This window comes from Streptomyces kanasensis (genome assembly GCF_043077165.1).
GTDB lineage: Bacteria > Actinomycetota > Actinomycetes > Streptomycetales > Streptomycetaceae > Streptomyces > Streptomyces changanensis.
Genome location: NZ_JBIBSF010000005.1, coordinates 130560 through 152100, shown reverse-complemented (window position 1 = coordinate 152100; position 21541 = coordinate 130560). Strand labels below are relative to the sequence as shown.

The following is a 21541-nucleotide window of genomic DNA, read 5'->3' as shown; positions in this document are numbered from 1 at the left end:
CCGAGGGCGCATGGGGGGCTCACGCGACGCGCGGTCGGCGTGGCGCCCGGCCGTCGCGCCGGGCCGACGCGAGGAGCCCCCGCCCCGCCACGACGACCCCCGTGGCGAGGATGGCCGACGCGACGCCCATGCCGAGGGGCCCGTTCAGCGGCAGGGCGATCCCCACCGCGCCGCCCACGACCCACGCCATCTGCAGCAGCGTCTCGGAGCGGGCGAAGGCGGAGGTGCGCACCGACTCCGGCACGTCCCGCTGGATCAGCGCGTCGAGGGACAGCTTCGACAGGGCCTGCGCGAGCCCCGCGGCCGCGCCGAGCAGGGCCACGAGGATCCCGCTGAAGAAGATCGCGGCGATCACGGTGGCGGTCAGCACCAGCCCCAACATCGTGGCGATGATCACCTCGGGAGCGCGGTCCCTGAGCCAGGCGCCGACCGCCGTACCGCAGGCGTTGCCCGTGCCGGCGGCCACGCCGACGACCGCGAGCGAGACGGCGGCGCTCTGCCCTCCCAGGGGGTGGACCCGCAGCAGGAACGCCAGGAAGAAGATCAGGAACCCGGACAGGCCGCGCAGCGCCGCGTTGGCCTGGAGGGCGTGCAGCACGGCCGGGCCGACCGTCCGCAGCCCCGGCTTGCGCTCGCCGTGGGTGAGCATGTGCGCCTTGCGCTCGCCCTTCGCCGAGTCCACCTTGTGCGGCAGGGTGAACGCGAGGAAGGCCCCCGCGCCGAACAGCACGCACGCCCCGTACAGCGGCCACTCCGGCCCGACCCGGTGCAGCAGCACCCCCACGGGCGCGGCCGCGCCCGTCGCCAGGAGCCCCGCGAGGGTGACCCGGGAGTTCGCCTTCACCAGCGAGAAGCGGGGCGGCAGCAGCCGCGGCACCACGGCCGAGCGGACCACGCCGTACGCCTTGGACGCCACGAGGACGCCGAGCGCCGCCGGATACAGCTCCAGGTCGCCCGTGGCGACCGCCGTCGACAGGGTGAGCGCCAGGAGCACCCGGGCGAGCATGGAGCCCGCCATGGCGGCGCGGCGCCCGTGCGGGACACGGTCCAGGAGCGGACCGATGACGGGCGCGAGGAGCGCGAACGGGGCCAGGGTGATCGCCAGGTACAGCGCGACCCGGCCGCGCGCCTCGTCGGTCGGCACGGCGAAGAAGACGGTCGAGGCGAGCGCCACGGTGATCATCACGTCACCCGCGCCGTTCACGGCGTGCAGCTCGATCAGCTTTCCGAGGCCGGACTCGCCCGCGCCGTGCGCGTGGGTGGCCCGGCGGATGCCGCGGGCGGTGGAGGTGAAGGGCCAGTGGGCCGCGCGCCCCACCCGGCGGCCGAACCTGCGGCCCGCCGCACCGGTCCGGCGGCCCACCGCGCGGAGCCGTCCGGCACGCCCGCCCCGGCCGGCGCGCCGCGACGGTTCCGGGGACCACCGAGCGGTTGCCACGTCGCCATAGTGCCCCACCTGACCCGTTCGTGGTGGGTTACTTGGGGCGGCCGTGTGGGCGGCGGGCTGCGGAGGGGGTAGCGTGCGTAGCGCGCCACCGGCGGAAAGTTCTCGGCCGCGCGCCTCTTCGGCATCCCGCAGAATGGGTGAAGTGAGGTGGGCCCGAGCACGTCGGGCGCGAACGTCGATGCGGTCCTCGGGTCCGCTCCGTCCGCCGCCCGTGCAGTCGCGCCCGGCGCACCTGTGAGACGGCGTAGGAGAGAAGCGAACCTGTGAGTGCTGCGACGACGCGAAGCCGTGCCCGGCGTGCCCCCGCCCTGGACCGCCTGTGCGCCGAGGCGGTGGACCTCGCCCGGGAGGCGGCCGAAGAGGCGGCGGCGCCCGGCGTCGTCGGCCGGTACGTGGAGGCGGTGGCCGACGGCGACCGGGTCGTCACCCACTTCTTCGAGAGCGCCGAACCCGGCTACCGGGGCTGGCGCTGGGCGGTGACGGTGACCCGCGCGTCGCGCGCGAAGAACGTCACCCTCGACGAGACGGTGCTGCTGCCGGGCCCCGACGCGCTCCTCGCCCCTGAGTGGGTGCCGTGGAGCGAGCGGCTGCGCCCCGGTGACATGGGCCCCGGCGACCTGCTGCCGACCGAGGCGGACGACCTGCGCCTGGAGCCGGGCTACTCCGGTGACGACGCCCCGCTGCCGAACGCCGCCGTGTCGGAGGAGATGACGGAGCGGGCCGACACCGAGGACGCCGAGTTCGTCTCCCGCACGCCGTCGCGCGGCACCATCGCCGCCATCGCCGAGGAGCTGGGCCTGCGCCGGGCGCGGGTGCTGTCGCGCTACGGGCTCCACACGGCGGCGGACCGCTGGGAGGAGGCGTACGGGGCGAAGACCCCGATGGCCCAGGCGGCGCCCGCCTCGTGCATCTCCTGTGGCTTCCTCACGCCGATCGGCGGGTCCCTCGGTCAGGCCTTCGGAGTGTGCGCGAACGAGTTCTCCCCGGCGGACGGGCGCGTCGTGTCCCTGGAGTACGGCTGCGGTGGGCACTCCGAGGCGGCCGTCATGCCGAAGCCGCCGCGTCCGGCGCCGCCGGTGCTGGACTCGATGGGGGCGGACGCGTTCTCGCTGCGGCCGACGCCTGAGGGCGGGTCCGTCCCGGACGCTCCCGACGCGGAGTCGGAGGACCTGGGCCACTCCTGACCGCCCGGCGGCCGGCCGACCCCCGCCCTGCGCCCCCGTCGTACTGCGTCCCGCCGTGCTGCGTCCCGCTGTACTGCGTCGCCGTACCGCGCCCCGCCCCGGTGCGCCCCGCGGTGTCCCGCGCCCGCCGTGGCCCGCCCCGTCCCGTGGGCCCTGCCGGCCGCGGGTGGTTCGGCGGCCCGCCCGGCCGCGGGTGGCGGCGCGCCCAGTCCGGCCATGGGTGGCGGCGCCCCGCCCGGACGCCGCGCCGTGCGGGCACGTCGCGCGGTACAGCGGCACCGGTGGGCGGCCTGGGTGCGCGGGCCGGCAGCCGGGTGTGCCGCTCGGCCCCGCGTCCCCCTTCCCGCCCCTGGCGGACCGCGTCCCACGGCGGGGCCCGCCCCGGTGTCCGCGCCCGCGCCCGACCCGTCGCGCGGGCACCTCGTCGGCGGCCGGGGTCAGTTCCCGAGTTCGAGCATCTCCGAGCCTCCGTCGCTGAACACGGTGATCCGCAGCCGGGTGACATCCTTCGGGAAGCCCTCCCCGAGCGCGATGCGCACCTCGTGGGCCCGCTCCTGGTCCTCGCCGAGCGTCTTGCCGTCGGGGCCGGTGAGGCGGGCCTCGACACCGGAGGGGCCCGTCGAGCCGACGGCCTGCCAGGTCCCGCCGTCGCGCAGTGAGACCTTCACGTCGCCCGGTTCGAGCGTGCCGGTCCCTTCGGCGACCTGGACGGTGAGGACGTCGGAGGCGTTCTCCGCGGGCTCTCCCAGCGTGTTGGTGACGGTCGCGACGAACACCGTCCCGTCGCCACCGGTGCGCAGGGTGGTGCTCTTCGCCATCGCCCCGTAGACGAGCGTGACCGTCCGGGACGGGGGTGTCGTCTCGCCTTCGGGCGGTTGTGGCGCCACTGCCCCGGCGGGGCTCGACGGGGCAGTGGCCCCGGTGGACGGACTTCGGGAGCCCTCGGGGACGCCGGGATCGCTGGCGCGGGTGCTCGGGCTGCCACTGGGCGAGGGGCTGAGCGACGGTGGGGCCGTCACCCGCGAGGGCGGGGTGTCACCGACGTCCGTCCCGTCAGGGGTCCGCAGCAGGGACACGGCAGCGCCTCCGACCAGGGCGACGGCCGCCACCGAGGCCGCGAGCGCCAGGACGAGCGGGCCCCGGCCGCGGGCAGCCCAGTTCACGGTGGGCGGGCTGGCGGGCCTCAACGAATGCGGGGTGAGCTGCCCGGCCCGGGCGGCGAGGGCCCGGACGAGCAGGTCCTCGGTCTCGGTGAGTTCGGGGCGGCCGTCCGCCTCCTCCGGATCACCGCCGTGCCCGGTACCGCCCAGCGCCCGGGAGAGCCCTGCGCGGCCGCTCCCACCGGACGGCGTCGACGCGCCGGAGCGGCCGGTCCCGCCCGAGGCGTCGGGAGACCCGGACGGGCCGGGCGCGCCTGGTCGAACGGGCGCGGGCGGCGGGTCGTACGGCCCGGTCGTGTACGGGCCGGTGGCGTGCCGGTCGCCTGCCGGCGGGCCGACGTCCGGCAGGTCCCCGCCGTGCGGGTCCGTGGCCTGCCGGCCGGGCGCGTGCCGGTCCGGGACGGGCCCGCCGGTGGTGCGCGGATCCTGGTCAGGCCGGTCCCGGTCACGCGGGTCGTGGTCGCGTGGGGCGTTCATCGTGGGGTCCTCCTCTCCTCGGACGCGGTCAGTCGTGGTCCTGGGCCTTCAGGGCCCGTTCCAGCGCGTCCAGGGCCCGGCTGGCGGTGGACTTCACCGCCCCGCGCGACAGGCCGAGCGTCTCGGCGATCTGTGCCTCGCTCAGGTCGGACCAGTAGCGCAGGACCAGGACCTCCCGCTGCCGCGAGGTGAGGCCCTGGAGCGCGTCGAGCACCCGGCGGTGTTCGTCGCTGATCAGGGCGTGGTCCTCGGCCGACGCCGCGTCCGCCTCGTGGGGCGGCACGTACGCGCGGGCCGTCTTGCGGCGGCGCAGCACGGACCGGGCCGTGTTGACGACCGAGGTCCGCAGGTAGCCCAGTGCGTTGTCCACGTCGTCCAGCCGCTCGCCGTGCCGCTTGTACAGCGCCACGAACGCGTCCTGGACAACGTCCTCCGCGGACGACTGGTCGTCGACAAGGAGGATCGCCAGCCGCACCAGGGACAGCCGGTGCGCGTGGTAGAGCTCGGTGACCGTGGGCCGGGCCGGGTCCTCCGCCGGGCCGGTCGGGCCGGTCGGGCCCGTGGCCGGGCCGGGCCGCTCCCGGCCGCCTCCCAGCAGCCGGAAACGGGGCCGTGAGGGCTTCGCCGACGCGTCGTCGACGCCCGGACCCGGGGACAGGGAGCGGAACAACCGTCCCCAGAGGGCGGCGAGGGGCGGCGCAGGGGCGACAAAGGCCGTGTTCATGGTGACGGGTCCTCCGGAGCCACACAGGATTCGTGCTGCAGCGTCCGGTGATCCCCACCCCCGCGACCTTCAGCCCCCGCAGGCTACTCGACATGATCACTGGAAGGGCGGGGGTCAGACGGCCCGGCGGCGGGCGATGAACAGGGAGGCCGCGCCGCCCGCGATCAGCAGGCCGGTGGCGCCGACCAGCAGCGGGGTGCTGTCGGTGCTGCCCGTCCTGGCCATCTCGCCGGCGGTGTCCGCGGTGGTCGGCGTGGTGCCCGTGCCCGTCCGGGTGGCCGTGCCGGTCACCGTGCCCGCGCCCTTGCCGGGAGCGGCGGACGGCGACGCGGTGCCACCGGCCCGCGCCCCCGTGCCCGTGCCCGTGCCCGAACCGGTGCCGGTGCCCGCGCCCGTGCCGATCCCGGCGAGGGTGAACGGCAGACGCTTGCGGGTCGAGGAGAGCGCCGTGCGGGCCTCCAGGTCGACGAAGAAGGACGTGGCCTTCATCTGGGACGTGGGGACGATCCGCAGGCGGTAGGTGAGGCTCTCGCCGGGGGCGAGCTTCGGCTGCGTCGGGATGATCCGGGCCATCAGGTGGCCGCCCTCGTCCGAGGCGCGCAGCTCGGTGGCGTGCCACGCCTTCGGGGTGACCGCGTACTGCTCGACGCGCACCTCGCCGGCGGCCATGCGGCGCTTCACGTCCTGGTCGGTGATCTCCATCAGGACGTGCATGCGCTGGGAGACGTCGCCCTTGTTGGTGACGGTGGCGGTGAACTCCTTGGCGACGCCCTTGTCGATCCGGGTGACGCCGTCGGCGCCCTTGACCGTGATGCCGAGCTCGCGGTTGACGTCCGGGTCCGCGGTCTGCGGGGTGCCGTGCTCCACGCCGTACGTGAAGCTGCTGGAGCCGTTGCCCGAGATGAGCGTGAACGTGCCCTGCCTGACGTGGCTCGGGTAGTACTTGCTCGCCCCGAGGCGCAGCTCGTAGGTGCGGGACCGGCCGTTCCCGAGGGGGCCCTGGTCGAGGTTGCCCGTGACGACCTGGTCCTGCTCGCCGAGGGCGACCGGCACCCAGGCGCCCGCGGCGGTGCGGCGCTCCAGCGTGATGTGCGCGGGGTCGAGGTCGACGCCCTTGCCGTCGACGAAGAAGAAGTCCAGCGGGTTCTGGTCGCGGCCGGTGTTGTTGGTGACCTTGGCGGTGAACGGGACTGCCTTGCCTCCGGTGTCCAGCACGGGGCGGCCGCTCAGCCCGCCGAAGGTGACCTCCGGCTCGTGGGCGGTGACGTGGCGGGGGATGCCGAAGCCGACGGTCCGCGCGCCCGAGCCGTCCGCGGACCCGGCGACGGACACCTCGCCCATGGTGACGGTCTCCGGAACGGACCGGTCGAAGGTGACCTGGAACTGGACGCGGGCCGTGGCGCCCGGCTTGACCTCGCCCACCGGGAAGCTGCCCTGGAGGGCGCCACCGGCCCCCGGCGAGAGGGCCACCGACTGCCAGGAGCCGTCGACGCGGAAGCGGACGGAGACCTTCGAGGCGTCGGCGGGCACGGCCTGCAGGGCGGCGTCGACGTGCTTGCCGTAGGCGACCGTGACGCGGCCCGTGCCGTTCGCGACCGTCTCGGCGGAGCGGTTGGCGAGCTCGGCGAAGAAGTCGTTCCTCTCGCCGACGACGAACGGGGCGTCCGCCTTGGAGACCCGGCCGACCTCCAGGGCCTGTGCCGAGGTGGCGGCGGTGGCGGCGGCCGGCCGGGCGGCGGCCGGGACGGCGACGGCGACCGGGGTGACGACGGTCAGCAGTACGGCGGCGGCGGAGACGGCGGAGCGCAGGGCAAAGCGGGACGAAAGGTGCTTCTGCATGACGGAGTTCCCCCAGGGAGCGCGTGTTCTCGGTGTGATCGGCGTCGCTCGGCTGTCGTCCCGGTCCCCCCGGTCCCGTCGGCCGTATCGCTGCCCTCACTTGGATAGACGTGCGGCCCCCACGGGGGTTGCAGGTGACTTCACAAGTTTTCTTCGCAGATCTTCGAGACCCCCGCACACCGCCTCCACCAGGCCGTTCAGGGGCGCGGACCCACGCGGGGTACCTTCGGCCGGAGACCGGTTCGTACGTCGAGGAGAGCGGAGCACATCGTGAGCGTGAGGGCGACGGCGGCGGGCGAGGGCACCGACCCGTTCGGGACCGCGCGACTGCGGCGCGGGGTGCTCGACGCGTGGGGAGCCGGACCCGCGCGGTTCCGGGAGGACGCCAACGCCGAGGAGGAACTGAGCCTCGGCGGCTACCGCGACCGGCTGGTCGTCGAGTTGGCCCAGAACGCCGCCGACGCGGCCGCCCGCGCCGGCGTCCCCGGCCGGCTCCGGCTCACGCTGCACCCGGCGGACGCCGACGGCCCGGCCGTGCTCGCCGCCGCCAACACCGGTGCCCCGCTCGACGCGACGGGCGTCGAGTCGCTCTCCACGCTCCGCGCCTCCGCCAAGCGCGAGGGCCACGAGGGCGCGGTCGGCCGGTTCGGCGTCGGCTTCGCCGCGGTCCTCGCGGTGAGCGACGAACCGGCCGTCATCGGCCGGCACGGCGGGGTCCGCTGGTCCCTCGCCGAAGCCCGGGACCTGGCCGCCCGCGCCGCCCAGGCCAGCCCCGGCCTCGGCGACGAGCTGCGCCGCCGCGACGGCCACGTGCCGCTGCTGCGGTTGCCGCTGCCCGCCGAGGGCGCCCCGCCCGCCGGGTACGACACGGTCGTCGTCCTGCCGCTGCGCGACGCCGCCGCCGTCGACCTCGTGGAGCGGCTGCTCTCGGGGGTCGGCGACGCCCTGCTCCTCACCCTCCCGGGCCTCGCCGAGATCGTCGTGGAGACCCCGTCGGGCACGCGCACCCTCACGCGCGGGCAGGACGCCGCGTACACGGTCGTCGACGACTCCGCCCGCGGCACAGCCCGCTGGCGGACCGTCACCCGCACCGGCCCCCTCCCGCCCGAGCTGCTGAAGGACCGCCCCGTCGAGGAGCGCCTGCGTCCGCACTGGTCGGTCACCTGGGCCGTCCCCGTCGACGCGGAGGGCGCCCCCACCCGCCCGGACACCACGCCCGTCGTGCACGCGCCGACGCCGACCGACGAGCCGTTGACGCTGCCCGCGCTGCTCATCGCGTCGTTCCCGCTGGACTCCACGCGCCGCCACCCCGCCCCCGGCCCCCTGAGCGACTTCGTCGTGGCGCGGGCGGCCGACGCGTACGTGGAACTGCTCGCCGACTGGCGCCCGGTGTCCACCGGCACCCTCGACCTGGTGCCCGGCCCGCTCGGCAAGGGCGTCCTCGACGGGGCCGTCCGCGGCGCGATCCTCGCCCTCCTCCCCCGCGTCCCCTTCCTGGCCCCCGCGGCGCCCTCCGAGGAGCTGACCGCGCTCCGCCCGTTCGAGGCGGAGGTCGTCGAGGGCGCGGGCGCCGAGACCGTGCGCGTCCTGGCGGAGGTGCTGCCGACGCTGCTCCCGGCCGGCCTGGAGCGGCGCGCCGAGCTGCGCGCGCTGGGCGTGGCCCGGCTGTCGCTGGGCGACGCCGTCGACCGGCTGGCGGGCGCCGAGCGGGACCCCGAGTGGTGGTACCGGCTGTACGACTCGCTCGCCGGCGTCGACCCCGACCGCCTCAGCGGGCTGCCGGTGCCGCTCGCCGACGGCCGGACCACGATCGGCCCCCGCCAGGTCCTCCTGCCGCTGGCGGACACCCCCGCGGACCTGGCCCGGCTGGGCCTGAAGGTGGCGCACCCGGACGCCGCGCACCCGCTGCTGGAGAAGCTGGGCGCCCTGCCGGCGACCCCGCGCGCGGTCCTCACCACCCCGCAGGTGCGGGCGGCGGTCGCGGCGTCCCTCGACGCGGACGAGGCGTGGGACGACGACGCCCCGGACGCCGGGGAGCTGGCGGAGACGGTCCTCGCGCTGGTCCGCGACGCCGGTCTCGAACCGGGTGACGAGCCGTGGCTCGGCGCGCTGGCCCTGCCCGACGAGGACGGCGAGCCCGCCCCGGCCGGCGAGCTGGTCCTGCCGGGCAGCCCCTTCGCCTCGGTGATGCGCCCGGGTGAACTGGCCCTGTGCGACGAGGAGCTGGCGGAGCGCTGGGGCGAGCAGCCGCTCGCGGCCTGCGGCGTGCTGGCCGACTTCGCGCTCGTCCGGGCCACGGACGTGGTCCTGGACCCGGACGAGCTGGAGCCGCGCGACGCGGACTACCCCGAACCGGACGACGCCGGCCTCCTCGACGCGGTCGACGTGTGGTGCGAGGACGTCCTGGACCGGCTCCCCGAGGCCCCCGTGCCGCCGGTCGCCACGGAGCTGGTCGCCGTGCGCGACCTGGACCTGGTCGACGACGACGCCTGGCCGCGCGCGCTCGCCCTGCTCTCCAGGCCGCCGCTGCGGGACGCGCTGACCCAGCCGGTGCGGGTCCTGCTGCCGGACGGCACGACGCAGACCGTCCGCCCGTACACCGCCTGGTGGCTGCGTGACCACCCGGTCCTCGACGGGCGCCGCCCCGCCGGACTGCGCGCGGCGGGCGCCGACCCGCTGCTGGCGGGCCTGTACGAGTCGGCCGACACGACCGGCTTCGACGACGCGCAGGTGCTGCGCGCCCTGGGCGTGCGCACGTCGGTGGCGGCGCTGCTCGACGAGCCGGGCGGCGCGGCGGAGCTGCTGGGGCGGCTCGCCGACCCGGCGCGGGAGGTGACGGGCGCCCAGCTGCACGCCCTGTACACGGCGCTGGCGGAGCTGGACCCGGAGCACGTGACGCTCCCGGACGAGCTGCGCGCGGTCGTGGACGGCGAGGTGCGCGTGGTGGACGCGGCGGACGCGCTGGTGGCCGACGCCCCCGACCTGCTGCCGCTGTCGTCCGGGGTGCCGCTGCTGCCGGTGGCCCCGGCGCGGGCCGCGGACCTGGCGGAGCTGCTCCAGGTACGGCGGCTGAGCGGGACGGTACGGGCGGAGGTCACCACGGACGGGGCGGAGCACGCCGTCCCGCCGTCGGTCCTCGCCGTGCTGGGGCCCGGCACGCCTGAGGTGTACGTGGAGCACGAGGAGCTGGTGGCCGGCGGGACCGAGCTGGACTGGCGGCTCACCCCGGACGGCACGCTGCACGCGGCCACGCTGGAGGGCGTGGCGGCCGGCCTGGCGTGGGCGGCGGGGCAGTGGCCGCGCCGGTTCGAGGTGGCGGCGCTGCTGGAGGATCCGTCGCGCACGGAGGAGCTGGCGCGGGACCGCTGGTTCGACTGACCGCCACCGGGCGGTACGGAGGCCGCCGGGGGCGGTACGGGGCCGCTCCCGGTACCGCCCGCCCTCGCGCGCGCCCCGTACCGCCCGCCCCGGTACCGCCCGGCCCCGTACCGCCCGCCCCGGTACCGCCCGGCCCCGCGCCGCCCGCGTACCGCCCGGCCCGCGCCGCCCGCGTACCGCCCGGCCCGCGTGCCGCGCCCTACGCCGGGACCTTGCGGTCGACCCAGCGCCAGGCGCCCTCCAGGAGCGCGGCGGCCGCGGCGGCGATGCCGACGGCGGCCCACGGCATCGTCGTGCCGACGAGCCGCAGGGCGAAGAAGTCCTGGAGCCACGGCACGACGAGGACCACGAGGAACCCGGCCCCCATCGCCGCGACCAGTCCGACCCGCCACCAGGTGTACGGGCGGGCGATGATCGCCAGCACCCACAGGGAGACGAGGAACAGGGTGAGCGTCGCGGCGCTCGTCTCGGCGTCGAGCGCCTCCGGCCCGCTGTAGTGGGCGCCGGCGAGCAGGTACGTGGTGAAGGTGGCCGCCGCGGCGATCAAGCCGGCCGGCACGGCGTACCGCATGACGCGCCGCACGAAGTGCGGTCGGGCCCGTTCGGTGTTGGGCGCCAGCGCGAGGAAGAAGGCCGGCACCCCGATGGTCAGCGTCGACAGCAGGGTCAGGTGGCGCGGCAGGAAGGGGTACTCGACCTGCGCGATCACGACGAGGACGGCGAGCAGCACCGAGTAGACGGTCTTGGTGAGGAACAGCGTCGCGACGCGCGTGATGTTGCCGATGACCCGCCGCCCCTCCGCGACGACCGAGGGGAGGGTGGCGAAGCTGTTGTCCAGGAGCACGATCTGCGCGACGGCCCGGGTGGCCTCGGAGCCGCTGCCCATGCTGACGCCGATGTCGGCGTCCTTGAGGGCGAGGACGTCGTTGACGCCGTCGCCCGTCATGGCGACGGTGTGCCCGCGGGACTGGAGCGCGCCGACCATGTCCCGCTTCTGCTGCGGGCTGACCCGCCCGAAGACGACCCCGTCCTCCAGCGCGGCGGCCATGGTCTCCCTCTCCTGCGGCAGCCGCCGGGCGTCCACGGTCTGCCCGGCGCCGGGCAGACCGAGCTTGGCGGCGACGGCGCCGACGGAGACGGCGTTGTCGCCGGAGACCACCTTGGCGGCGACGTCCTGGTCGGCGAAGTAGGCGAGGGTGTCGGCGGCGTCGGGCCGCAGCCGCTGTTCGAGGACGACGAGCGCGGTCGGCTGCGCCTTCGCCGTGATGTGCGGGTCGTCGAGGTCGCCGCCGACCCGGGCCAGGAGCAGGACGCGCAGGCCCTGCCGGTTGAGCCCGTCGATGTCGTCGAGGACGGGGTCGCCGTCGGGGAGCAGCACGTCGGGCGCGCCGAGGAGCCAGGCGCTGGTCTGCCCGTCGCCCTCGCTGAAGGCGGCGCCGCTGTACTTGCGGGCGGAGGAGAACGGCAGGGCCTCGGTGCAGCGCCAGTCGTCGTTGTCCGGGTAGGCGTCGACGATGGCGCGCAGGGAGGCGTTGGGGCGGGGGTCGGACTCGCCGAGCGCGCCGAGCACCTTGCGGACGTACGCCTCGTCGGCGCCGCCGAGCGGGCGGAGCTCGGTGACGTCCATGCCGCCCTCGGTGAGGGTGCCCGTCTTGTCGAGGCAGACGACGTCGACGCGGGCGAGGCCCTCGATCGCCGGGAGCTCCTGGACGAGGCACTGCTTGCGGCCGAGGCGGATGACGCCGATGGCGAAGGCGACGGAGGTGAGCAGCACCAACCCCTCGGGGATCATCGGCACGATGCCGCCGACGGTCCGGGCGACGGAGCCCTTGACGTCGGTGTCCTTGACGACGAGCTGGCTGATGACGAGGGCGGTCGCGGTGGGGACCATCATCCAGGTCACGTACTTGAGGATGGTGGAGATCCCGGAGCGCAGCTCGGAGTGGACGAGGGTGAAGCGGGACGCCTCCTCGGCGAGCTGCGCGGCGTAGGCGGCGCGGCCGACCTTGGTGGCGGTGAAGGCGCCGCCGCCGGCGACGACGAAGCTGCCCGACATGACGGTGTCGCCGGGCTTCTTGTGGACGGGGTCGGCCTCGCCGGTGAGCAGGGACTCGTCGACCTCCAGGTTGTCGGCCTCGGCGACGACCCCGTCGACGGGGACCTTGTCGCCCGGGCCGAGCTCGATGAGGTCGCCGAGCACGATCCCGGAGGTCGGCACCTCGGTGGCGGTGCCGTCGCGGCGGACGGTCGGCCGGGCCTCCCCGATGACGGCGAGGCCGTCGAGGGTCTTCTTCGCCCGCAGCTCCTGGATGATGCCGATGCCGGTGTTGGCGACGATGACGAACCCGAAGAGGCTGTCCTGGATCGGGGCGACCGCCAACATGATCACCCAGAGCACGCCGATGAGGGCGTTGAAGCGGGTGAGGACGTTGCCCCGGACGATGTCGACGGTGGAGCGGGAGGAGCGGACGGGGACGTCGTTGACCTCGCCCCGCTCGACCCGGCGGGCCACTTCGGCGGCGGTCAGCCCCCCGGGCCGGTACGGCGGCTCCGGCTCCCCGCCGGCCCCCACGGTCGTGTCCCCGGGCACGCCCTCGGTCGCGTCCTCGGTCCTGGCACGCTGCGTCATGGTTCCGACGGTACGGGTCGCGGGCGCCGATCACCCCCCGGGCGCGGAGGAGATCCGACCACGGGAGGACGGGAACCCTCCCGCGGTCGTACGCGCCGCGGGGCAGGGAGGGGCCGCCGCGCGGGGGCGGGCGCCCGGGGCCGCCGCGCGGGGGCGGGCGCCCGGGGCCGCCGGGCGCCCGGCGCCGGGCGTCAGGCTTCCGTCGGGGTGTCGGCCCCGGCGCGGCGGATCGCGGCGTCGCGCCGGCGGACGTACCAGATGCCCAGCAGGCCGAGGCCCGCGCCGGCGAGGCAGGTCCAGACCCACCAGTCGAGGTCCCGGTCGGCGAACCAGCCGTAGAAGGGGAGCTGGACGAGGAAGAGGACGAACCAGAGGATCGTGCCGCCGGTGATGGTGGCGACCACGGGCCCCTCAAGGGGTTCGGGTGCCTCGTGCCTGGGGGTCCACTTCGCCATGGGCCCATCGTAGGCGCCCCCCTGTTCTACGCGCGGAGATAGCGATCACGGAGTCATATGTTCATACTGAAACGGTTTGCCGTCGACCGGTTCTCTTCGTACGAACACACGAAAGCGACCCGGCCTCGCGGCGGACCACCACCCCCACCCCTTCCGCACCACGAGGTTCCGCATGCCCTCCACGGTCTCCGCCTCCCCGGACGCGCCCGAGCAGCCGCCGGGCGGTACCGGCAGCGCCCTGGACCGCTTCTTCAAGGTCTCGGAGCGCGGCTCCACTCTCGCCCGGGAGGTCCGCGGCGGCTTCGCGACCTTCTTCGCGATGGCCTACATCATCGTGCTGAACCCGATCATCCTCGGCAGCGCCAAGGACATGTACGGCCACCAGCTGGACAGCGGCGAGCTGGTCACGGCGACGGTGCTGAGCGCCGCGCTCTCCACGCTCCTCATGGGCGTCATCGGCAACGTGCCCATCGCCCTCGCCGCCGGCCTCGGCGTCAACACGGTCGTCGCCCTGCAGCTCGCGCCCCGCATGGCGTGGGCGGACGCGATGGGCATGGTGGTCCTCGCCGGCGTCGTCGTGATGCTGCTGGTCGCCACGGGCCTGCGCGAGCGGGTGATGAACGCCGTGCCGGTGGGCCTGCGCAAGGGCATCGCCATCGGCATCGGCCTGTTCATCATGCTGATCGGGCTCGTCGACTCCGGCTTCGTCTCCCGCATGCCGGACGCCGCGCACACCACCGTCCCGCTCCAGCTCGGCGCGGACGGCCACCTCGGGGGCTGGCCGGTCCTGATCTTCGCCGTCGGCACGCTGCTGACGCTGGCGCTGCTCGTCCGCAAGGTGCCCGGCGCGATCCTCATCTCCATCGTCGCCATGACGGCCCTCGCCATGGTGGTGCACGCCGTCGCGAAAGTGCCGTCCTGGGGCCTGACCACGCCGGAGTGGCCCGGCAACCCCGTGGCCTCGCCCGACTTCGGGCTCCTGGGGCAGGTCAGCCTCTTCGGCGGCTTCGAGAAGGTCGGCCTGCTGACCGGCTGCCTCTTCGTCTTCACCGTGCTGCTGTCCTGCTTCTTCGACGCCATGGGCACGATCCTCGGCGTCGGCGACGAGGCCGGGCTGATGGACGAGAAGGGCGAGTTCCCGGGCATCAACCGGGTCCTGCTCGTGGACGGCCTGGCCGTCGCCGCGGGCGGCGCCACCTCGTCCTCGGCGACCACCTGCTACGTGGAGTCGACGGCGGGCGTCGGCGAGGGCGCCCGCACCGGGCTGGCCTCCGTCGTCACGGGCGCCCTCTTCGCGGTCGCGCTCTTCCTCACGCCGCTCGCCACGATGGTCCCCTCGCAGGCGGCGACGCCCGCACTGGTCGCGGTCGGCTTCCTCATCCTGGCCGGCTCCGTCCGGGACATCGACTGGAGCGACTTCACCATCGCGGTGCCGGCGTTCCTGGCGATGGTCATGATGCCGTTCACGTACTCGATCACGAACGGCATCGGCATCGGCTTCATCTCCTTCTGCGTGCTGCGCCTGGCCGCCGGGCGCGGCCGCGAGGTGCCGGTCGCGATGTACGCCGTGTCGGGCGTCTTCGTCTTCTACTACGCCATGCCGGCCCTGGGCCTCACCTGACGGCCCGCGGGCCGGCCCGACCGCGGCCGGCCCGCACCCCGCCCGGCGGGTGACCCGCCCGGCGGGTGACCCGCCCGGCGGGTGACCCGTACGCCCCGGCACCACGGGCCCGCCCGTGCGCGCCGCGCCATCGCGCCCGCCCGCCCCGCGCCGCCCGCCGGGCATCCACCGGCGCCGTCCCGGCCGCCCAGCGCGTCCGTGCGCCCGACGCCGCCCCGCGGGGCCACCGCGCCCGCCTGCCCACCCGTGCGCCCGGCGCCGCCCCGCCCGCACGCACACGCGGGTCCGCCCGTGCGGGAGCGGGTCACGGCACGCCGTAGAACTTCTCCGTCTCGTCGACCGCCGCGCTGAAGCGCTCGTCGAAGTCCTCGCGGACCAGCGTCCGGACCACGTAGTCCTGGACGCTCATCCCCCTCCTGGCCGCATGCTGCCGGACGCGGTCGAGCAGCTCCCCGTCCACGCGCAGGCTGAGCACCGTCGATCCCATGCCGGACAGAGTCGCGCCACGCCCGTCGCCCGCGTGTCGCTTTTCGCTCGCTTCTCACTCTTTCGAGTGACACGCCCCTCAGATAATCCGACTGGTCTTTAGGCAGGGTAATGAGTTACGCTAACGAGATGCCCGACCTGTCCAGCGGCGCTCCCGGCAACGAGGCCGACGCCGCCGCCGTGAACGCGCTCCGCTCCGCCGTCATGCGGCTCTCCCGGCGCCTGAAGCACCAGCGCGTCGACGAGTCGCTGAGCCCGACCGAGATGTCGGTGCTCGGCACCCTCGCCCGCTGCGGCACGGCCACCCCCGGGGAACTGGCCCGCAAGGAGCACGTGCAGCCGCCGTCGATGACCCGCATCGTCGCCCTGCTGGAGGCCAAGGGACTGGTCCGGCTGGAGCCGCACCCCGACGACCGCCGGCAGAAGGTCGTCAGCCAGACCGGGCGGGCCGAGGCCATGCTGGAAGAGTCCCGCCGCAAGCGGAACGCCTGGCTGGCATCGCTCGCCGAGGGGCTGGACGAGGACGAATGGGCCCGGCTGCGCGCCGCCGCCCCGGTCCTGGAGAAGCTCGCGCACCTGTAGGACGACGAACAGAGGAGGCGACCCCTTTTGAGGACGGGAACCGGAGAACACTCCGCCCCCGGACACAACCCCGACGACCACGACACCACCCCCGCACCCCGGACCGGCGGCACGTTCTCCTCCCTCCGGGTGCGGAATTACCGCCTCTTCTTCACCGGCGCCATCGTCTCCAACACGGGGACCTGGATGGCGCGCATCACCCAGGACTGGCTGGTCCTGAGCCTCACCGGCTCCGCCGCCGCCGTCGGCATCACCACCGCCCTGCAGTTCCTCCCCATGCTCCTCTTCGGCCTGTACGGCGGCGTCATCGCCGACCGCTACCCGAAGCGGCGGCTGCTCCTGCTCAGCCAGGGCGCCCTCGGCCTGTGCGGGCTCACCCTCGCCGCGCTGACCCTCTCCGGGCACGTCCAGGTGTGGCACGTCTACCTGGTCGCCTTCCTCCTCGGCATGGTCACGGTCGTGGACAACCCGACCCGGCAGTCCTTCGTCTCCGAGATGGTCGGCCCCGCCCACCTGCGCAACGCCGTCAGCCTCAACTCGGCCAACTTCCAGTCCGCACGCCTCGTCGGCCCCGCCGTCGCCGGTCTGCTCATCGCGTCCGTCGGCAGCGGCTGGGCGTTCCTGGTCAACGGCCTGTCCTTCCTGGCGCCGCTCGCCGCCCTCCTCCTGATGCGCACCGCCGAGCTGCACCCGGTCGCCCGCGTCCCGCGCGGCAAGGGCCAGCTGCGCGAGGGGCTGCGCTACGTCGCCGGCCGCCCGGAGCTGATCTGGCCGATCGCGCTCGTCGGCTTCGTCGGCACCTTCGGCTTCAACTTCCCGATCTGGCTCACCGCCTTCGCGGACGGCGTCTTCCACGTCGGCCCCGGGACGTACGGCCTGATGAACACGCTGATGGCGGTCGGCTCCCTCGCCGGCGCGCTCCTCTCCGCCCGGCGCGGCACGTCCCGGCTGCGCATGCTGGTCGGCGCCGCCGTGGTCTTCGGCGTCCTGGAGGTGACGGCCGCGGTGACGCCCAGCTTCTGGCTGTTCATGCTGCTGCTCGTCCCCATCGGGATGTTCGGCCTGACGGTGAACGTCACGGCGAACTCGTTCGTCCAGCTGGCCACCGACCCGGCCATGCGGGGCCGCGTGATGAGCCTGTACATGATGGTGTTCGCCGGCGGCACACCGCTGGGCGCGCCCCTCGTCGGCTGGGTCACCGACACGTACGGCGCCCGGATCGGCTTCGCCACGGGCGGCGTCGTCTCGCTGGCCGCGGCCGCCCTGATCGGGCTCGCGCTCTCCCGCGCGGCCGGCCTGCGGGTCCGCGTCGAGCTGCGGCGCGGGCGCCTGGTGCGCCACCCGCACGTCCACGTCGTCCCGCGCGAAGGGCGTGAACGACCCGGTCACCTCGCCGCCACCGCGTGACAGACTCGGCCCATGAGGCTTTTCGCTGCCGTGCTGCCACCCCCCGCGGCGGCCGGGGAACTGGCCGCGCTCGTCGACGGGTTGCGGGCACTGCCGGGCGCGGACGAGCTGCGGTGGACGGGCCGCCCCGGCTGGCACTACACCCTCGCCTTCATGGGCGAGGTGGAGGAGGACCTTCTCCCCGAGCTGACCGAGCGCCTCGCGCGGGCCGCGCACCGCACCCAGCCCTTCCCGCTGCGCGTCCACGGCGGCGGCCGGTTCGGCCGCCGCGCCCTGTGGGCGGGCGCCGCGGGCGGCCTGGACGACCTGCGGCTCCTCGCCGAGCGCGCGGACGCGGCGGCGCGGCGGGCCGGGGTGTCCATGGAGGAGCACCGCCGCTACCAGGCCCACCTCACCCTGGCCCGCAGCCGCCAGGACACCGACCTGCGGCCGTTCGTGGCGGGTCTCGAACACTTCAAGGGCTCGCGCTGGGAGGTCACCGAGCTCGCCCTCGTCCGCAGCAACCTCCCGGTCTCCGGCGTGCCCGGCGAGGGACCCCGGTACGAGACGGTCGGAACGTGGCCCCTGGGCGGCACCCGATGAGCGCCGGTTAACCTCGAGGGGTGGAACCGAAGACCCGAAACCGGATCATGGCCGTCGTGCTCGTCCTGATGTTCGCGATCATCGCGGTGGCGTCGCTCGGCGGCCAGTAGCCCCCTCCGCCCGCACGCACACGCGCACCCCCGCGCGGCACGGCACCGTGCCGCGCGGTCCGCGACCCCGCACGCCACCGCGCCCGGACGGTCCGCGACGCCCGCACGCCACCCCGCCGGACGGGACCTCGCCTGCCTCCGGTCGCCCTTGCCTGGAGCGGACTCGAAGCAGTTGGCTTGTGCCCCATGAAGTACACGCAGCTCGGACGCACCGGACTCAAGGTCAGCCGACTCGTCCTCGGCACGATGAACTTCGGACCCCAGACCGACGAACCCACCAGCCACGCCATCCTGGACGCCGCGCTCGACGCGGGCCTGAACTTCGTGGACACCGCCAACGTCTACGGGTGGGGCGAGAACAAGGGCCGCACCGAGGAGATCATCGGCTCGTGGTTCGCCCAGGGCGGCGGCCGGCGCGAGAAGACGGTCCTCGCCACCAAGGTCTACGGCTCCATGTCCCCCGACGGCGAGACGTGGCCCAACCACGACAAGCTGTCGGCCGTGAACATCCGCCGGGCCGTCGACGCCAGCCTCAAGCGGCTCCGCACCGACCACATCGACCTCTACCAGTTCCACCACGTCGACCGCCGGACACCGTTCGAGGAGATCTGGCAGGCGGTCGACGTCCTCGTCCAGCAGGGCAAGGTCCTCTACGCCGGCTCCTCCAACTTCCCCGGCTACAAGATCGCCCAGGCGAACGAGACCGCCGCCCGCCGCGGGATGGTCGGCCTGGTCAGCGAACAGTGCCTGTACAACCTCGCCGAGCGCCGCGCCGAGATGGAGGTCGTCCCGGCCGCGCAGGAGTACGGCCTCGGCGTCATCCCGTGGTCGCCGCTGCACGGCGGTCTGCTGGGCGGGGTCCTGCGCAAGGAGGTCGAGGGCGGCCGGCGCGCCTCGGGCCGGTCCGCCGACGCGCTCGCCGTCACCTCCGTGCGCGCCCAGGTCCAGGCGTACGAGGACCTGCTGGACAAGCACGGCCTGGAGCCCGGGGAGGTGGCCCTCGCCTGGCTGCTGACCCGGCCCGGGGTGACCGGCCCGATCGTCGGCCCGCGCACGCCGGAGCAGCTGGACAGCGCGCTGCGCGCCCTGGAGCTGGAGCTGGACGACGAGGTGCTCACCGGGCTGGACGAGATCTTCCCGGGCCCCGGGCCCTCACCGGAGGCCTTCGCCTGGTGACGGCCTGGGCCCCGCGGTCCGGCGGCGCCGCCCGCCCTCCGGGGTGGGCGGCGCCGCCGTGTCCGGGGCGGGAGCGCTACCAGGGGCGGGGGGCTGCCGGTTTCCGGTGTGGGGCGCCGGCGGGCCCCGGGTGGGGGCGCCGGCGTGCCCGGGGCCGGTCAGGCGGGGAGTTCGCTCAGGCCCCGCTGGAGGTCCTCGACGTTCATGCAGGGGCGGATCTCGACCTCGGCGCCCATCTCCTGGAAGAACGGCTCGCAGATCACCGGCAGCTGCGACGAGTCCTGCATGTCGAAGACCATCACGCAGCTGCGCCGGCCCTCGTTGGCCGTGAAGTACACGGCCTCCGGCCGCAGCTGGTCCGTCATCCGGCGGACCACGTCGCCGACGCGTCCGTTGCGGACGGCGTCATTGCCCATCGTGGTGTCCATCGTGGCGTGCAGCAGCATGCGCATGGCGCGGGCTCCTCAAGGTCGGGCGGTGCGTCTCCCGCCAGCGTCGGCGCGCCCCCGCGCGGCTGCCAGCGGGCCTGGGCCATCACGGTGCATTCGCGCACGGCCGGCCCAGTCCGGGTGTCGCCGCGCCCCCGCCCCGACGGACGCTGACCGCGACGCACCCCCACGGTGGCCACGAGAGTCCGGCGGCGGAAGGAGGGCCCGCATGAGGGTCGGGCGCACGCTCCTCGTCGGTTCGCTGCCGCTCGCCCTGGCCGCGCTGCTCCTGTCGGCGCACACCGCGCCCCGGGCCGCCGCCGACGGGGCCGGCACCGCGGGCGCGCTGCGCCTCTCCGTCACCGTCAACGCCCGGCCGGGCCGTGGCGCCGAGCACCCCGGCGTCCGCGTCGGCCACCCCGTCGTCAAGCGGTACACGCTCACCAACCGTTCCGGTGCCGACCTCCACCGCGTGACCGTCACCGATCCGGCCGTACCCGCCGCGGCCCTGCGCTGTCCGGGCGGCCGGAGCTTCTGGATGCGCGGCATGACCAGCGTCGTGTGCACCTCCCGCGTCCCCGCGGCGCCCGGCCGGCACACCGCGACGGTCCGGGCCCGCGCCGAGATCCCCTCCCTGGGACTGCGTCCCGCCGCGACCGCCACCGCCGGGTACACCGGCGTCGCCGGCGGCCTGGCCGTCGCCGGGGCGGTGCGCGCGGTGGTCGGGGACCGCGCGGTCATCCAGTACGCCGTAGCCAATCCGGGCAACCGTCCCGTGCACGGACTGCGGCTCACCGACCCCGTCCTGCCACCGGGGGCGCGGCTCGACTGCGAGGGCCGCCCGGCGCCGCCGACGGTGCTCGCCGCCGGTGGCCGCGCCTCCTGCCTCGCGCACCTGACGGGACTGCGCCCCGGGACCTACCACACGGCCGTCGAGGCGCGGGCCGGCGACCGGCTGGAAACGCTCGGCCCGGACGGCGAACTCGTGGGGCCGCCGCGGCTCGTGGCCCGCGCGCCGCTGTCACCCTTCACCATCCCCCCGCCGCCACCGCCACCACCGCCCCAGCCGGCCCCCGTACCACCGGGCGTGCCGGGAGCGCCGGGAGCGCCGGGCGCACCGGGGGCGCCAGGGGTACCGGGGGCGCCAGGGGCGCCGGGGGTACCGGGGGCGCCAGGGGCGCCGGTCGTACCGGGAACTCCTGGAGCGCCGCCGCCCGTACCACCGGGCGCGCCGGGCATGCCGGGCGCGCCGGCGGTGCCGGGCGTGCCGGCAGTACCAGGCGCACCAGTCGTACCCGGGGCCCCGGGAGCTCCCGTGGCGCCCGGCCGTGCGGTACCGGGTGCTGTTCCCGGTGCGGTGCCGGGGGCCGTACCCGGTGCGGTGCCGGGGGCCGCACCAGGTGCGGCGGCACCCGGAACGGCAGCCGCGGCGGCTGCGGCGGCGGCTGCCGCTGCTGCTGCTGCCGGAGCGGTCCCCGGTGCCGCGCCCGGAACGGCAGCTGCGGCTGCGGCGGCAGCGGCGGCAGCCGGTGCAGGTGCCGGCGCGGCAGCCGGTGCGGTCCCGGGCGCGGCAGGTGTCGCCGGGGCGGCTGGAGCGGCTGGGGCAGGTGCGGCAGCCGGTGCAGGTGCCGGCGCCGGAGCCACGGCGGGCACGGGCGCCGCCGCCGGGGCAGGCGCTGGCGCGGGCGCGGCCGGGGCAGGCGCCGGGGCGGGTGCCGGAGCAGGTGCCGGAGCCGGGGCGGGTGCCGGAGCCGGCGCGGGTGCCGGAGCAGGTGCCGGAGCCGGGGCAGGCGCCGGAGCCGGGGCGGGCGCCGGGGCAGGCGCCGGAGCCGGGGCGGGCGCCGGGGCAGGCGCCG

15 protein-coding genes are annotated in these 21541 nt (G+C 75.7%); 7 read left to right on the top strand and 8 right to left on the bottom strand.

Features of this window, described 5'->3' with window-relative positions; genetic code table 11:
* Positions 1-19 precede the first annotated feature (19 nt).
* On the bottom strand, positions 20-1363 hold the full coding sequence (locus ACF053_RS14760; RefSeq protein ID WP_391954506.1) for an MFS transporter: 1344 nt from the start codon (positions 1361-1363) through the stop codon (positions 20-22).
* A 347-nt stretch (positions 1364-1710) separates the two neighbouring features.
* Between ACF053_RS14760 and ACF053_RS14755 the strand changes: the two genes are divergently transcribed.
* On the top strand, positions 1711-2631 hold the full coding sequence (locus ACF053_RS14755) for a DUF3027 domain-containing protein (RefSeq protein ID WP_391954227.1): 921 nt from the start codon (positions 1711-1713) through the stop codon (positions 2629-2631).
* Between the two features lie 437 nt (positions 2632-3068).
* Here ACF053_RS14755 and ACF053_RS14750 read toward each other — a convergent pair whose 3' ends face one another.
* The 3 genes from ACF053_RS14750 to ACF053_RS14740 form a co-directional block, all read right to left on the bottom strand.
* Positions 3069-4268, bottom strand: coding sequence for a hypothetical protein (locus ACF053_RS14750; RefSeq protein WP_391954226.1), 1200 nt, complete (start codon positions 4266-4268; stop codon positions 3069-3071).
* Between the two features lie 28 nt (positions 4269-4296).
* A complete protein-coding gene (locus tag ACF053_RS14745; protein ID WP_391954225.1) occupies positions 4297-4992 on the bottom strand; it encodes an RNA polymerase sigma factor in 696 nt (231 codons plus the stop codon).
* A 114-nt stretch (positions 4993-5106) separates the two neighbouring features.
* Positions 5107-6831 carry a hypothetical protein gene (locus ACF053_RS14740; protein WP_391954224.1) on the bottom strand — a complete coding sequence of 575 codons (1725 nt, stop codon included), beginning with the start codon at positions 6829-6831 and terminating at the stop codon, positions 5107-5109.
* Positions 6832-7101: 270 nt separating this feature from the next.
* On the opposite strand from ACF053_RS14740, the gene ACF053_RS14735 reads away from it, so the two are divergent.
* Positions 7102-10209 carry a sacsin N-terminal ATP-binding-like domain-containing protein gene (locus ACF053_RS14735; RefSeq protein WP_391954223.1) on the top strand — a complete coding sequence of 1036 codons (3108 nt, stop codon included), beginning with the start codon at positions 7102-7104 and terminating at the stop codon, positions 10207-10209.
* A gap of 199 nt (positions 10210-10408) precedes the next feature.
* Here ACF053_RS14735 and ACF053_RS14730 read toward each other — a convergent pair whose 3' ends face one another.
* Together ACF053_RS14730 and ACF053_RS14725 are read right to left on the bottom strand one after the other, a co-directional pair.
* On the bottom strand, positions 10409-12838 hold the full coding sequence (locus ACF053_RS14730) for an HAD-IC family P-type ATPase (protein ID WP_391954222.1): 2430 nt from the start codon (positions 12836-12838) through the stop codon (positions 10409-10411).
* Between the two features lie 191 nt (positions 12839-13029).
* Positions 13030-13293: a DUF2530 domain-containing protein gene (locus ACF053_RS14725; protein ID WP_058943231.1), complete on the bottom strand. Its 264-nt coding sequence runs from the start codon at positions 13291-13293 to the stop codon at positions 13030-13032.
* Between the two features lie 172 nt (positions 13294-13465).
* On the opposite strand from ACF053_RS14725, the gene ACF053_RS14720 reads away from it, so the two are divergent.
* Positions 13466-14914 carry an NCS2 family permease gene (locus ACF053_RS14720; protein WP_391954221.1) on the top strand — a complete coding sequence of 483 codons (1449 nt, stop codon included), beginning with the start codon at positions 13466-13468 and terminating at the stop codon, positions 14912-14914.
* A 304-nt stretch (positions 14915-15218) separates the two neighbouring features.
* On the opposite strand, the gene ACF053_RS14715 is transcribed toward ACF053_RS14720, so the two are convergent.
* Positions 15219-15401 carry a hypothetical protein gene (locus tag ACF053_RS14715; protein WP_058943233.1) on the bottom strand — a complete coding sequence of 61 codons (183 nt, stop codon included), beginning with the start codon at positions 15399-15401 and terminating at the stop codon, positions 15219-15221.
* 128 nt (positions 15402-15529) lie between these two features.
* Between ACF053_RS14715 and ACF053_RS14710 the strand changes: the two genes are divergently transcribed.
* From ACF053_RS14710 to ACF053_RS14695, 4 genes are all read left to right on the top strand, one after another.
* A complete protein-coding gene (locus ACF053_RS14710; protein WP_391954220.1) occupies positions 15530-15982 on the top strand; it encodes a MarR family winged helix-turn-helix transcriptional regulator in 453 nt (150 codons plus the stop codon).
* Between the two features lie 27 nt (positions 15983-16009).
* Positions 16010-17389, top strand: coding sequence for an MFS transporter (locus ACF053_RS14705; RefSeq protein ID WP_391954219.1), 1380 nt, complete (start codon positions 16010-16012; stop codon positions 17387-17389).
* 12 nt (positions 17390-17401) lie between these two features.
* A complete protein-coding gene (gene thpR, locus ACF053_RS14700) occupies positions 17402-17971 on the top strand; it encodes an RNA 2',3'-cyclic phosphodiesterase (protein WP_391954218.1) in 570 nt (189 codons plus the stop codon).
* 296 nt (positions 17972-18267) lie between these two features.
* Positions 18268-19257, top strand: coding sequence for an aldo/keto reductase (locus ACF053_RS14695; RefSeq protein ID WP_391954217.1), 990 nt, complete (start codon positions 18268-18270; stop codon positions 19255-19257).
* Between the two features lie 158 nt (positions 19258-19415).
* On the opposite strand, the gene ACF053_RS14690 is transcribed toward ACF053_RS14695, so the two are convergent.
* Positions 19416-19709, bottom strand: coding sequence for a DUF3303 family protein (locus ACF053_RS14690; RefSeq protein ID WP_391954216.1), 294 nt, complete (start codon positions 19707-19709; stop codon positions 19416-19418).
* Positions 19710-21541 lie beyond the last annotated feature (1832 nt).